The organism is Wolbachia endosymbiont (group A) of Pherbina coryleti (assembly GCF_964026875.1).
Classification (GTDB): domain Bacteria; phylum Pseudomonadota; class Alphaproteobacteria; order Rickettsiales; family Anaplasmataceae; genus Wolbachia; species Wolbachia pipientis.
In genome coordinates, this window is the sequence record NZ_OZ034706.1 from 1250923 (window position 1) to 1264260 (window position 13338).

A 13338-nucleotide genomic window follows, 5' to 3' on the forward strand; every position below is an offset into this window, starting at 1 on the left:
TATACATATATTATGCATTAATAAATTAAAGTTGTCAAGAATTTTACTACTTGCACTCTGTAAAGTTTTTGTTGTGTACTTTGAACTTTGAGAAAAATGGACGCCTAAATTTGACAATTGTGAAAATATTAGTTAAAATTATTGTATGTTAAGTATAGTAAATAGGAGAAAATATGCCTACTAATTCTGATGAGCAAAGAAAACTTTCACTTGAAGAACGGATAGTTATTACGTCTTTAACATCTGTGGAAAATTTAAGAATCCATAATGTTGAATCAGTTAAAAAAACGACTGACATAATAAGTTATTATGTTGAACAAATAAAGGAGCCCTTTGAGGAATTTATTAAGCAAATCAATGAGATACATACTTCATTTATGTGGGAACTTGATCGTCTTGATCATGATACTTTGAGAGAACACTTTAATGAAGGAGTAACAATAGATGCACTAAAAGAACATGTGCAATCTGTTGGACAATACTTAGAATGCACTTCAAAGATTTTATATAAATTTGGTAAGTTAAATGATGAAGAAAAACAACAAGGTAGTGATTTAGTAGCAGAAAAACTTAAAATAATAGAAGAGATTTCAAATCCTAAAAGCAAGCCAAACGCTTGTAGAACTTGTTGTGCTTTAAGTGGTGGTGCAATTATTGGAGCAGCTATAGCATACCTTGCAGGAGCTGCCACTTTAGCTCCTGCTATTGTTGCTGTTGCAGTATTTATTGCAGCCACTGTTGTTGGTGCACTGGTGGGTTATGGTATTGGAAAATCTTGTGAAAAGGTCAGTGAAGAAAGGCAAAAGGATCGCCATATGAGCATAGGTACTGTGATTAAGAATGTCCTTACTCCTGAGTGTTTAAAATCACAATCGCAAGTTCATCCATAAGGTAGGCATTTAGTATTGACTTTACAACAATAGTCACTTTAAATTAGTAACTATTGTTGCAGTTAAAGTATCAATGCCTTTTTTCTTTTATTTTTTTGCAATTCTAAGCATTTTATCTGCTGTATGCGTGATTAGCGTAAGAAATCCTGTGCATGCAGTATTATTTTTAATTTTCACCTTCGTTAACTCTGCAGTGCTTTTCATTCTTCTTGGAGCTGAATTCATTGCTATGATGGTACTGATAGTATACATCGGTGCAGTTGCAGTGTTATTCCTCTTTGTAGTTATGATGCTCGATATTGACTACATAAGGTTGCGCCAGGGTTTTGCAAAGCATTTCACTCTTGGTGCTATATTATGTGTTGTGTTTTTTCTAATCATCAGCTTTGTAATCCGCAGCTCAGCACCGAATATAAGCAATGTTATAAACTATAATACTAATAACGTGAAAGCTATTGGTAATTTGCTATATACTGACTATATGTATGCTTTTCATCTTTCTGGAATTTTGCTGCTTGTTGCAATTGTCGGTGCAATTGCTCTTACTTTGCAGGATAAGAAAAAAGGAGTTAAAAAACAGAATGTGTTAAAGCAATTGACGCAATCTTCATCTGTAAAATTGATTAAGGCTAAATTTGGAAAAGGAGTAGAATGGAAATAGGATTAAATCATTTTCTGATAGTTGCTGCTGTTTTGTTCACTATTGGAGTGTGCGGTATTTTCATCAACCGTAAGAGCATAATCAATATATTGTTATCAATAGAAATATTATTGCTGGCAATTAATATCAACTTAGTTGCTTTTTCTGCCTTTATGAATGATATAGTTGGGCAAATTTTTGTGATGTTTGTGTTGACTGTTGCGGCAGCAGAGTCAGGAGTTGGGCTTGCAATATTGGTTGTATATTATAGAAGCCGTGGCAATATAGACGTTGAACAAGCGAACTTAATGAAAGAATAAAAGTATGACGTATATACTGAAATTAATAGTATTTTTGCCACTTTTTGGTTCGCTATTTGCAGCACTTTTTAGAAAAAGTCAGTTAGTTACAACGGCAGGGATTGGAATATCTGCAGTTTTATCTTGGTATGTTTTTCTCACCTTCTCTGAAAATTATCACTTGAGTTTATTTCCTTTGTTTTCATTGAGCATCTTAAAAGTAAATTGGGCAATTAGTGTGGATGCTCTCTCATCCTTAATGCTTATTGTTATTACCACCGTTTCACTGGTAGTACATCTCTACTCTATCGGTTATATGGAGCATGATAAGGGGAAGTCGAGGTTTTTTTCTTACCTATCGCTATTTACGTTTTGCATGATTGTGCTGGTTGTAAGCGATAATTTCGTGCAGCTTTTTTTTGGCTGGGAAGGGGTTGGCCTATGTTCTTATTTACTCATAGGATTTTGGTTCCAAAAATATTCTGCAAATAATGCAGCAATTAAAGCATTTGTTGTGAATAGGGTAGGAGACTTTGCACTATTGATTGGAATCTTTCTTATTTATTATACATTTCACTCTTTGAATTTTACTGAAGTTTTCGACACAACTGATCTTCTTGGCACGCAGAACATTAGGGCATTCTGCTGTGAATTCAAAGTAACTCATATAATATGCATATTACTTTTTATTGGCTGTATGGGTAAATCTGCACAGCTTGGTTTACATGTTTGGTTGCCAGATGCAATGGAAGGGCCAACTCCTGTTTCTGCACTTATTCACGCAGCAACGATGGTAACAGCAGGTATATTTTTAGTAGCAAAGTGTTCTCCATTGTTTGAGTTATCAAATGTGGCACGAGAATTAATAGTTATCGTTGGAGCACTCACTGCTTTTTTTGCAGCCACCGTTGCAATTACTCAGAACGATATAAAGAAAATAATTGCTTATTCAACCTGCAGTCAACTTGGTTATATGTTCATGGCATGTGGGCTTTCTGCTTACAATGTTGCTATTTTTCATTTAATGACACACGCTTTTTTTAAAGCTCTACTATTTCTTGGTGCTGGCAATGTGATTCATGCAATGCATCATGAGCAAAACATTCAGAAAATGGGAAATTGCTGGAAGAAAATCCCTTGCACTTACGCTCTCATGTGGATTGGATCTCTTGCGCTTTCTGGGATATTCCCATTTGCAGGTTTTTATTCAAAGGATTTGATAATTGAACATGCTTATAGCACGGATAGCTTTGCTTTTGTAATAAGCTTAGTTGTTGCATTCTTCACAGCGTTTTACTCTTGGAGGTTATTGCTTCTTGTGTTCCACAGCCAAAAACAAAGTAAAATTAATATACATGAGGCACCAAAGATTATGCTTATACCATTACTGATACTCGCTTTTGGATCAGTATTTTCTGGAATATGGGGAGCAAATATTTTGAACATAACTAGTAATGCGTTTTGGAAATCAAGTTTAGTGATGATTGATGAGCATGGAGTTCATAATTTCTTTATAAAACTACTGCCAACCTTAGCAAGCCTAAGTGGAATAGCACTTGCGTACCTAATTTACCAATATCAAGTAATTAGGCAAATTAAGAGTAAATTTTTACTTAAGTTTTTGCAGAATAAATGGTACTTTGATGAGGTGTATGAGTTTGTTATAATTGCACCGATAAGGTTTATATCTAGGCTTCTATGGAAGTTTGATGTTAAGGCTATTGATTCATTTGGACCAAATGGTGTTGTAAGGTTGGTTAATGAATGTTCAAAAAGTTCTATAAAGTTACAAACTGGTTATATATTTGATTATGCATTTATTATGTTTGTTACTCTAATAATCGGTGCTTTATATATTATTGGAATTAAATAGAAGGTGTTGTTACTTAGTATATTCTTGCTTCCACTGATAGGAGCGTTGATTTTATCCTTAATCAGGATTAATCATCAATCTATACACCTAAGATTCCTTGCTCTATTTTTTGCTGTACTTCCATTTTTGCTTAGCATTGTAGTTTGTATAGAATTTGATTATAACAATGCGGACTTTCAGTTTGTCAGCTACCCAATTAGAAATGTTGGAATAGGGATAGATGGTATATCGTTGCTTTTCCTTCTGCTTACAACTTTCTTGTTTGTAATTTGTATACTCTACAACTGCAAAATGAGTTATACGACCCTAAAAGCCTATATGGCATTGTTTCTACTGCTTGAGAGTTTTGTAGTCGGTTTTTTCGTTTCACTGAATGCTATAAGCTTTTATGTGTTTTTTGAAGCTGTTTTAATACCAATGTTCTTTATTATTGGCATCTGGGGAGGAAAACACAGGGTATATGCAACGTTTAAGTTGTTTCTTTATACATTAACTGGCTCATTATTATTTCTACTTGGATTGGTTTACATCTATAACATTTTTGGAACGTTTAATATACAAAAATTAGCTACATTAGTGCCAAGCCTTGATCTTGAAGTGCAGTCATTGCTGTGGATTGCATTTTTTATTTCTTTTGCAATAAAAGTACCGATGTTTCCATTTCACACTTGGCTTCCTGATGCGCATGTACAATCACCAACTTCTGGATCTGTGATTTTAGCTGGCTTGCTTATTAAAATGGGAGGATATGGATTTTTAAGGTTTTCTATTCCAATGCTTCCTCAGGCAAGTTTATATTTTTCAAATTTCGTTGTTGTGCTGAGCATTATTGCGGTGATATATGCTTCGCTAGTTGCGTTTGCTCAAGATGATATAAAGAAGTTAATAGCTTATTCTTCAATAGCACATATGGGGATCGTTACTGCTGGCCTCTTTTCATTTTGTGAGGAAGGAGTACTGGGTAGCATATTTCAAATGATTAGTCATGGCCTTATTTCTGCTGCTTTATTTTTGTGTGTTGGAATGCTATATACTCGAACTGGAACTTTGGAGATTGCAAAATATTTTGGCATAGTAAACACAATGCCAAAATTTGGTTTTATGTTCATTTTATTTTCAATGGCTTCAATAGGGCTACCTGGAACATCTGGATTCATAGGTGAGTTTTTGGCTATGGTTGGAATGTTTAAGAGCATAGGGTTTTTTACAGGATTTATCGCACTTGGCACTATTTTAAGCGCAGTTTATATGCTGAATTTATGTAAGCAAATAATATGGGGGGTTAGCTATTCTAAATTATTAAATAACCGCTTGGATAGCATAGAATTTTCTGTCTTAATTCTGCTTGCAGTGTTTGTTATTTTGCTTGGATTCTACCCAACCCTTGCACTGAATTATTTGAAGCCATGTATGGCAAATTTGTTAGTCAAATATAATGCGCTATGAATTATATACAGATATTGCCGGAAACGTTCTCTATTATCTCCTCGTTAGTGTTGCTACTGCTTGGAATTATATTTAACCGCCGAACTATCAACTTATTAGCACTTGGCTGCACAGTGGTAACTTTGATTATTTTAATTATTTCGGCAGAAAACAATGAAATTTTTCTCTTTAATTCGTTGTTAAAACTCAATTTATACATCAGGTCAGCCCAAGGGTTAATTCTCAGCACAGGAATTTTAATACTTTTGATGCTGAATTTATCAAAATATGACTATAAATATGAATTTTCAATACTGATTCTTTTTGCGCTATTTGGCATGATAACTTTGGTTTCAGCAAATAGTCTGATTTCTTTTTATTTAGCTTTTGAGTTGATGAGTATATCTTTGTATGTTCTTGCGAGCTTTAATAAAGATTCAGCTTATTCATGTGAAGCAGGAGTGAAATATTTTACACTTAGTGCACTATCTTCCTGCATTATGCTATATGGAATGTCGCTGCTTTATGGATATACAGGACAAGTCAATTTCTCTGAGCTCGGTTCATTCTTGCAAAGCCATCAGATAACTTATGGAATAGTTTTTGGGTTAGTTTTTATCCTTATTGGTTTGTGTTTCAAGCTTGCTATTGCTCCTTTTCATATGTGGGCTCCAGATGTCTATCAAGGTGCACCTACCATAGTAACTGCGTTTTTTTCTACAGCTCCAAAAGCTGCACTTGTAACATTTTTAATTCGATTGATGAATGAAGAGTTAGTAAATGTAAAAAGTTATGTTCAGCCTATTTTCTTATACGTTTCAGCATTGTCTGTGCTTATCTCAGCTTTTGGGGCCTTACGTCAGCAAAACTTAAAAAGGCTGCTTGCTTACAGTTCAATTGGTCACATTGGTTTTATATTTGCTTCACTTTCTATTTTTACACAAGCAGGAACAGATAGTGCCTTAATGTATCTGGTGATATATATCATCACAAGCATAGGGCTATTCTCATATCTTGTACAAATTGACGATGACGATTGTGATATTGCAAATTTATCTGGTATAGGGAAGAAACGCCCAATTGTAGCATTTCATCTTTCTGTACTGTTACTCTCGATGTCGGGAATACCTCCACTTGCAGGTTTTATCGCTAAATTTTTTATATTCAAAAGTTTAATAAATTCTGGCTTTATCAGCCTGTCTTTGACCCTTGTGGTGGCGAGTGTTGTATCGTGTTACTATTATCTAAATATTATAAAAGCTATGTATTTCGATAAAGCTAGTGGTAATAAGGTTGCTTATTCTAAGGGCCTATTCATTATCACTTCGGTGGCTTCGCTGATCAACCTCGTTCTTTTCTTGTACGTTTTACTCACTCATTGAACTAAAGGGCTGACAAGGTGACCCCTGAGGGTTTTCATATTCATCATTACAAAAAAGTTTCAAGCACTAATAAAGAAGCGTTGGATTTAATTGATAAAGGAATATCAAATGAAACTATTATTGTTGCTGATAAACAAACAGAAGGCAGGGGGCGCACCGGAAAAAACTGGATTTCTCCAGAGGGTAATTTTTATGCAAGTTTGGTAATAAACCTCTTTAACGATTATCTGAATGAAAGCCAGCTTTCGGTGTCATTCCAGCGCGTGACGCTGGAATCTAGAAATCAAGAAGAATGGTCAAGCACACAACTGTACAAACGTTGTGGTATTCCCACCAAGGATGATGTCATCCGAGTAGCCTGGCACTGGGATCCAGAAAACTTAATTACAAATGGGCACATCAGGCAACTGTGTAATAAGAACTGGATTCCAGTGTCACGCACTGGAATGACACCACATACCACCTGCAAATTGCAATGTTCGCATAGTTATGTGTCAAGCACTGGGGAAAATACTGGGATGATAGAAAGAGGTTTAATGAATCAAGTTAGCAAATTAACAGAATTGACTTTTGTTACTGCTCTTGCTGTTGGAAATGCTATACTGTCATTTATAAATGGTCTAAATCTCCAGTATAAATGGCCAAATGACATTCTAATCGATGGCAAGAAAATAAGTGGAATATTGCTTGAAAAAAGATCCAATTCGAATTGGCTCATTATAGGAACTGGAATTAATGTCAGTCATGCACCACTTCCAGGAACAACGTGCATTAGCAATTACGGTGAGTCTGTGTCTAACATAGATCTGTTAAAGAAATTAATAATAAATTTTAATAAGCTAAGAAAGCAATGGCTACTTGATGGGTTTTATGCTATAAGAGAAATGTGGTTAAAAAAAGCATTCAAAATGAATGAGCAAATCAGTGTAAAGTTAGCTGACAAATTGTATGAAGGAATTTTTGCTGATATAGATAAAAGTGGTAAATTGGTGTTGCAGCAAAAGGATGGAAGCTTAATTTATTTTGATGCAGGTGAGTTATTTATTGATAATGCATTATGAATACATATGTAATTTTTGCTTACCTTATTAGTTTCACGCTGATTGCTGGAGAGCTAATTTTTACCATTTCTTGTTATACTAAAAGTAAAAAAATTCTAGAAAGCCTGAAAGATAATCATGAAGAAGAAACATAAGCGATTACTTATAACTTCAGGAATTTTCTGCTTTTTAAGTTGTGCAGTTTTTTTTATTTTAACAACGCTCAAAGAAAATATCTCATTTTTCTATACAGTAAGTGAGGCAATAGTTTTACCAAATGGTCAAAAACTAATCCGTGTTGGTGGAATGGTTGTTGAAAATAGCGTGATACGCAACGAAAGTGAAGTGATTTTTCAAATGACAGATTTTAATAAGAGCGTTATGGTGAAATATCAGGGAATACTTCCACCAATGTTTTCAGAAAAAAGTGGTGTTGTTGTGCAAGGTAAAATGTTTGATAATAGTACTTTTCTTGCAGATACAGTGTTTGCAAAACATGATGAGAACTATATGCCGAAAGTTTTAAAATAGATTCCTTAACCTGGCTGTATTGAAACGGTATGTAGAGAGAGTCACAGCCTAGAGACTATTACTCTTTCCAGTTTAACCCCAATCTGGTTCATTAATGGTATTGTTTTCTAATTCCTCTACTTTTGTCTGTAAGTTATTCAGGCTCTGTACTAAACCACTATTTTCATTACCAACCTTTGTAATTAGCTCGTCAAGCTTACTCCTTTCTTCTGTTAGCATGTCATTTATAGCTCTTTTTACAATAATCCGAACAGACCGTAATATGCTACTGGCCTGCTATAGCCATAAACACATATCTTATCGCATTCGGACTATTATAAGAAAGGCTATAATTGACTGATAGAGTTGCTATTGTTATGCAATACATCATCCAATTCAGGAACGAATTTCGTGTTCAGCTCTGCGATTAATTTATCTAAAGCTTTGTGGACATAACCAAGCTGCGCTGGATTTCGCGCAACTGTTTCATCATAACCTTTAGGTTTGGTGTTATAGCCTTTCTTATAATAGTCCGAATGCGATAAGATATGTGTTTATGGCTATAGCAGGCCAGTAGCATATTACGGTCTGTTCGGATTATTGTAAAAAGAGCTATAACTTCTATTTTGCTTATTACTTTAAGTTCGTTTTTGCTTTCTTGTTTACTATTATTCATGCTAACTCCTATAAAAAATTATAATTTTAAAATCAATTCAGCTACATTGAAGTGGTATGTGGAAAGAGTAACAGCTAGCAAGCTATTACCTTTTTTATTAAAGCAACCCGTTCTCTTCGCCAGTAGCATGAGGGAATATGGAAGCTTCTGCAATGCCTGGCTGATCATCACGAAATTCCTGAAGCTCATCTCGAAGAGTTTGAAGTTGACTTTTTATTTCAGTTGTATTGTTCCCTATATTTGATATAGTTGTTGACAGTGGCTCCACTATGCCAGTTGTAATGTTACTGCTTAAACTTGTGTTATACTCATTAATACTGTCTATCAAGCCATCATAAACCTTTTTAAGGTATGTTATAGCTGCGGCTGTTTGCTTCATTTCCGCTATAGGTATTTTTTCCAGTGGCTGATTTATATCAAAATCTAACTCCTTAGCACCTTTTTCTTTATTCTGAATTTTTACTGAATCTATACTTGGTTTTACAAAATCTGGTTTTGTAAAAACCGGGCTCTCAAGTTTTAGTAATTTACTTTGGTCTGAAGGCTCGTCACCAAAATATAATTCTACATTGTTTTTACTCATAATAAGTTACCTCCTATAAAAAAATTGATTTTCATAAATTGCTACCATACAAGTAGCATTGAATCGTTATTGTTTTCTACTATTGTAAAATCTGGAGCTTCTGCAATGCCTGGCATATCGTCCTTGATTTGCTTGAGCATCTCAATCATTTCCTTGTTCTGTTTACTCTGCTCGTCAAGTTTCCCTTTTAATGCATCAATAATAGCTTTAGACTGATCTTGATTGCTGAGATCACCGATCACAGCTGTCACTTTCTCATAAGGCAGTTTGTGAATGATGTCTTTAAGCTCTTCTGCGCCTACGTTATCCAAAAGTTCTTTAAACTGCTCATTAGACATATTGCGAGCAAAAGCTTGAAGTTTGTCTGGGTTGTCAACTAAAGACTTAATGATAATCTGAATCTTATTAGAATCAGTTAAATCCTGAGCAATTGCTTCGAGTTTCTCAGGATCAAGCTTATTAACTAAGTCTTTCAGTTGTTCTTCTTGCAGACTATTTACTAAAGCTTTCAACTGATCACCTTCTAATTCTTTGGAGAGTATTGTCAAGTGGTGCTCAGCCAAGTCTTTTGCAAGCACTGTAAATTGCTCGTCATTTAAAGTTTTAATAAGTGCTTTGAACTGATCCACTTTTAAGTGAGGTAAAATTTCTTTTACTTGCTCTGGATTTAAGTCTCTAACTAGAGCTTCAAGCTGAGCATCATTTAAAATAGGAACAATTATTTGTAACTTTTCTGGATTTAGTTCCTGAGCAAGAGTTTGTAATTGGTGATTGGTTAGATGATCCACTAAAGCTTGGAGTTGTTCATCTGTTAAGTTCTTTGCTAAGGTCTGTAGTTGGCTTGAGCTCAGTTCAGGAATTATTTTTTGCAGTTGCTCGTTACTAAGAGTATTGGTAAGAGTTTTTAGTTGGTCGTCTGTTAGGCCCTGAATAAAAACTTTAGTAAACGCGTTTGATAGCAACAGTAGCACATCTCTTATATGTCTCTCACCGTAGTATAACATAATGTCTTGTAATACCTTATTGTCAGGTGAATCGATTATATTTCCTGCCTCGTCTGAAAAATAATATTTATTGTTGCCAGTATCTGAATCTTCCCATGTTACATATTTGTATTCCAATTTTTTTGATTTAATAGAACTGCTACACATAGTTTTGAAAGGCTGCACAAGCTCTCTTGTATATGATAACTTAGCCAACTCATTACCGTAATATACAAATGTATGGTTACTTTTTACATAATCTAAGTTAGAATCACTTTTATAATCTTTGGCTACCAGATTTCCTTCATTTTCTTCCTCCAGACATATGTAACTGTCTAGGCAAGAACTGCTGCAAAGTTTTATAGGCAATAAGCCTAGTACTACATCGTTTTTATCATCCAGCGATACAAGCTCAACTTTTTTAATAGGCATTGTAGGATCATTACCTTCAGGCCACTTTATCCTTGTAGTCGGGGTTTTTCTAAACACCTCTTTTCCAGGTATCATCTTAAAAACATGCTTTTTTCCACTCATGAGTATTACCTAATAAATTTAATTATAGCTATTCTAACATTTATTGATTAATTTATTGTTAAGTTGGTATATATTAGAATTATAATAACAAACATTACTTGTGTAGAGAGAAGTGACGAAAAGAAATAGGGATTTTTAGGAAACTAGTATAAAACACTCATAGATTAAAATAAGCTGTTTTGACAGGTTTTGTGGCGGCTAGAGCTGTATAGACTGGTGGAGGCAAGCGGGATCGAACCGCTGACCTTCTGCGTGCAAAACAGATGCTCTACCAGCTGAGCTATACCCCCAGGTAATTCTTGCTTAAAGCATAAATCACTCAGGCTGAAATGCAAGAAATATTTATCTATTAGGCTATTGCTAAATAGTGTACAAATTCTGCAGGGTGTACACACTTCTCTATTTTTTTGTCTCCTTAGCGTTATACGTCACACCATCCAAATAAATCTGTGAACTGAAAATTAACAAGAAGTTTTCCTTTAAAAATTTTTTAACTAAATTATCACTAACGCAGTATATTATATAATTTATTTAACCACACATGAAAATTTTAGTTTGATTAAAACGGATAAAAACTGTATTGATGTTTAGTATAGCTGAAAAATGAAATGATCCCGTAGCTCAGCCGGTAGAGCAACTGACTTTTAATCAGTGGGTCACGCGTTCGAATCGCGTCGGGATCACTCACAAATTTTGAAAAACATGCTAAAAGAACAAGACAAAATATTCACCAACCTAAATGGTAAAGGAACTCCACTACTTGAGGGTGCAAAAAAACGTGGTAGCTGGCAAAAAACAAAGGAATTACTGGATTTAGGATCAGAAAAGATCATTGATGAAGTAAAGAAATCTGGTTTGAGAGGTCGAGGGGGTGCAGGATTTTCCACCGGCCTTAAGTGGAGCTTTATGCCCAAAAATCTCCCAAAAGCATATTTAGTAGTCAATGCAGATGAGTCAGAACCTGGTACATGTAAAGATAGAGATATATTGCGATATGAGCCACATAAGTTACTTGAGGGAATTCTCCTGGCCGGCAAAGCGATCAGCGCATCAGTTGCATATATTTATATCAGGGGTGAATTTTATAATGAATATTTAGTTCTAAAAAAAGCACTTGAGGAAGCCTATAAAGAAGGTTTAATTGGAAAAAATGCCTGCAAATCAGGTTATGATCTTGATGTGTTTATCCATAGGGGCGCAGGAGCTTACATATGTGGGGAAGAAACAGCTCAACTCGAATCAATTGAAGGAAAAAAGGGCTTTCCTCGCATGAAGCCTCCATTTCCCGCAGGTGTTGGACTTTTTGGCTGCCCAACCACAATAAACAACGTTGAAACTATAGCCATGGTTCCAGATATTCTGAATCGCGGAGGAGAATGGTTTGCATCTCTTGGTAAACCAAATAATACTGGTACCAAGGTCTTTTGTATTTCAGGGCACGTAAACAACCCGTGTAATGTTGAAGAAGAGCTCGGAATTCCATTACGTGAATTAATTGAAAAATACGCAGGTGGAGTGCGAGGAGGTTGGGATAATTTACTTGCTGTAATACCTGGTGGGTCTTCAGTGCCATTAATTCCAAAATCTATATGTGATACTATTGAAATGGATTTTGATTCATTAAGAACTGCACAATCAGGGCTTGGTACTGCTGCTGTAATAGTGATGAATAAATCAACTGATATAATAGCTGCAATAGAGAGGTTATCACACTTTTATATGCATGAGTCCTGTGGACAATGCACACCATGCCGTGAAGGTACTGGATGGATGTGGAGGATTATGAAGAGGATGGTGGCAGGAGATATTAAGCCTGATGAAATAGATAAGCTGCTTGACCTTACAACTCAAATAGAAGGACATACAATTTGCGCACTTGGCGATGCTGCAGCTTGGCCGATTCAAGGATTAATAAGACATTTTCGCCATGTTATCAAAGAGAGAGCGATAATTTAACTTTACTTATACTTCTTAAGCCGTTTTGCTACTTAGCAACCAGAGCTAAAAAATATTGATTCCCTTCTCTTTTAGGTGCCAATTCTACCTTTGCGATATCTTCAGTGTCTCGAATTAGCCGTTCTAATTTTTCCAGTCCAACTTCAGTGTTTATAAGCTCTCTCCCTCTAAATCTCATTGTGACTTTAATTTTATGTCCGTGGGCAAGTAAGTCTCTTGCTTGACGCAATTTTGTTCCGTAATCGTGATCACCAATATTGGGACCCAGTTTAATTTCTTTTATAGTTAATGTTTTTTGTTTCTTTTTTGCTTCACTTGCTTTCTTTTTTATATCATACTTTTGCTTGCTATAATCCAGAATTTTACATACTGGAGGGGTTGAATCAGGTGCAATTTCTACCAAGTCTAAACCAACACCCTGTGCAAGCTCCAAAGCTCGTTCTATTAGCACGATTCCGATCATTTCACCACTGTGATCAACTAAGCGTACCTCCTTAGCTGTGATGAATCCATTAATTCTGTTTTTATTGTTCTTTTTAACTTGCAA

At 35.1% G+C, this 13338-nt stretch carries 15 protein-coding genes and 2 tRNA genes; 11 read left to right on the top strand and 6 right to left on the bottom strand.

The window, feature by feature from the left end; genetic code table 11:
• The first annotated feature begins 173 nt into the window (after nucleotides 1–173).
• From AAGD87_RS06230 to ccmE, 8 genes are all read left to right on the top strand, one after another.
• Nucleotides 174–890: a hypothetical protein gene (locus AAGD87_RS06230; protein WP_174515685.1), complete on the top strand. Its 717-nt coding sequence runs from the start codon at nucleotides 174–176 to the stop codon at nucleotides 888–890.
• Between the two features lie 73 nt (nucleotides 891–963).
• Nucleotides 964–1551 carry an NADH-quinone oxidoreductase subunit J gene (locus AAGD87_RS06235; protein WP_264339643.1) on the top strand — a complete coding sequence of 196 codons (588 nt, stop codon included), beginning with the start codon at nucleotides 964–966 and terminating at the stop codon, nucleotides 1549–1551.
• A complete protein-coding gene (gene nuoK / locus AAGD87_RS06240) occupies nucleotides 1542–1850 on the top strand; it encodes an NADH-quinone oxidoreductase subunit NuoK (protein ID WP_006012916.1) in 309 nt (102 codons plus the stop codon). Before AAGD87_RS06235 ends, nuoK begins: the two co-directional genes overlap by 10 nt.
• 4 nt (nucleotides 1851–1854) lie before the next feature.
• On the top strand, nucleotides 1855–3702 hold the full coding sequence (gene nuoL / locus AAGD87_RS06245; RefSeq protein ID WP_182309334.1) for an NADH-quinone oxidoreductase subunit L: 1848 nt from the start codon (nucleotides 1855–1857) through the stop codon (nucleotides 3700–3702).
• Nucleotides 3703–3705: 3 nt separating this feature from the next.
• Nucleotides 3706–5148 (top strand): NuoM family protein, encoded by a 1443-nt coding sequence (locus tag AAGD87_RS06250; RefSeq protein WP_264339642.1) that lies wholly within the window; start codon nucleotides 3706–3708, stop codon nucleotides 5146–5148.
• On the top strand, nucleotides 5145–6509 hold the full coding sequence (locus AAGD87_RS06255) for an NADH-quinone oxidoreductase subunit N (RefSeq protein WP_264339641.1): 1365 nt from the start codon (nucleotides 5145–5147) through the stop codon (nucleotides 6507–6509). The genes AAGD87_RS06250 and AAGD87_RS06255 overlap by 4 nt, the downstream gene beginning before the upstream one ends.
• Before the next feature lie 17 nt (nucleotides 6510–6526).
• Nucleotides 6527–7570, top strand: a complete 1044-nt coding sequence (locus AAGD87_RS06260) for a biotin--[acetyl-CoA-carboxylase] ligase (protein ID WP_341817505.1) — start codon at nucleotides 6527–6529, stop codon at nucleotides 7568–7570.
• Nucleotides 7571–7687: 117 nt separating this feature from the next.
• Entirely contained in the window at nucleotides 7688–8080 is a 393-nt protein-coding gene (ccmE, locus tag AAGD87_RS06265; RefSeq protein ID WP_010082373.1) for a cytochrome c maturation protein CcmE, read from the top strand.
• A gap of 72 nt (nucleotides 8081–8152) precedes the next feature.
• Here ccmE and AAGD87_RS06270 read toward each other — a convergent pair whose 3' ends face one another.
• On the bottom strand, nucleotides 8153–8299 hold the full coding sequence (locus AAGD87_RS06270) for a hypothetical protein (RefSeq protein WP_341817507.1): 147 nt from the start codon (nucleotides 8297–8299) through the stop codon (nucleotides 8153–8155).
• Here AAGD87_RS06270 and AAGD87_RS06275 point away from each other — a divergent pair.
• Entirely contained in the window at nucleotides 8298–8420 is a 123-nt protein-coding gene (locus AAGD87_RS06275; protein WP_341817508.1) for a hypothetical protein, read from the top strand. The genes AAGD87_RS06270 and AAGD87_RS06275 overlap by 2 nt on opposite strands.
• Nucleotides 8421–8495: 75 nt before the next feature.
• On the opposite strand, the gene AAGD87_RS06280 is transcribed toward AAGD87_RS06275, so the two are convergent.
• The 4 genes from AAGD87_RS06280 to AAGD87_RS06295 all read right to left on the bottom strand — a co-directional run bounded on the left by AAGD87_RS06280 (nucleotide 8496) and on the right by AAGD87_RS06295 (nucleotide 11125).
• A complete protein-coding gene (locus AAGD87_RS06280) occupies nucleotides 8496–8735 on the bottom strand; it encodes a hypothetical protein (protein WP_341817509.1) in 240 nt (79 codons plus the stop codon).
• A gap of 97 nt (nucleotides 8736–8832) precedes the next feature.
• On the bottom strand, nucleotides 8833–9318 hold the full coding sequence (locus AAGD87_RS06285) for a hypothetical protein (protein ID WP_010082371.1): 486 nt from the start codon (nucleotides 9316–9318) through the stop codon (nucleotides 8833–8835).
• A gap of 41 nt (nucleotides 9319–9359) precedes the next feature.
• Nucleotides 9360–10835 carry a magnesium transporter MgtE N-terminal domain-containing protein gene (locus tag AAGD87_RS06290; protein WP_341817510.1) on the bottom strand — a complete coding sequence of 492 codons (1476 nt, stop codon included), beginning with the start codon at nucleotides 10833–10835 and terminating at the stop codon, nucleotides 9360–9362.
• Between the two features lie 214 nt (nucleotides 10836–11049).
• Nucleotides 11050–11125, bottom strand: a tRNA-Ala gene (locus tag AAGD87_RS06295).
• Between the two features lie 320 nt (nucleotides 11126–11445).
• On the opposite strand from AAGD87_RS06295, the gene AAGD87_RS06300 reads away from it, so the two are divergent.
• Nucleotides 11446–11518, top strand: a tRNA-Lys gene (locus AAGD87_RS06300).
• A 19-nt stretch (nucleotides 11519–11537) separates the two neighbouring features.
• Nucleotides 11538–12791 carry an NADH-quinone oxidoreductase subunit NuoF gene (nuoF, locus tag AAGD87_RS06305; RefSeq protein WP_010962959.1) on the top strand — a complete coding sequence of 418 codons (1254 nt, stop codon included), beginning with the start codon at nucleotides 11538–11540 and terminating at the stop codon, nucleotides 12789–12791.
• Between the two features lie 28 nt (nucleotides 12792–12819).
• Here nuoF and infC read toward each other — a convergent pair whose 3' ends face one another.
• On the bottom strand, nucleotides 12820–13338 hold the full coding sequence (gene infC, locus AAGD87_RS06310; RefSeq protein ID WP_151807803.1) for a translation initiation factor IF-3: 519 nt from the start codon (nucleotides 13336–13338) through the stop codon (nucleotides 12820–12822).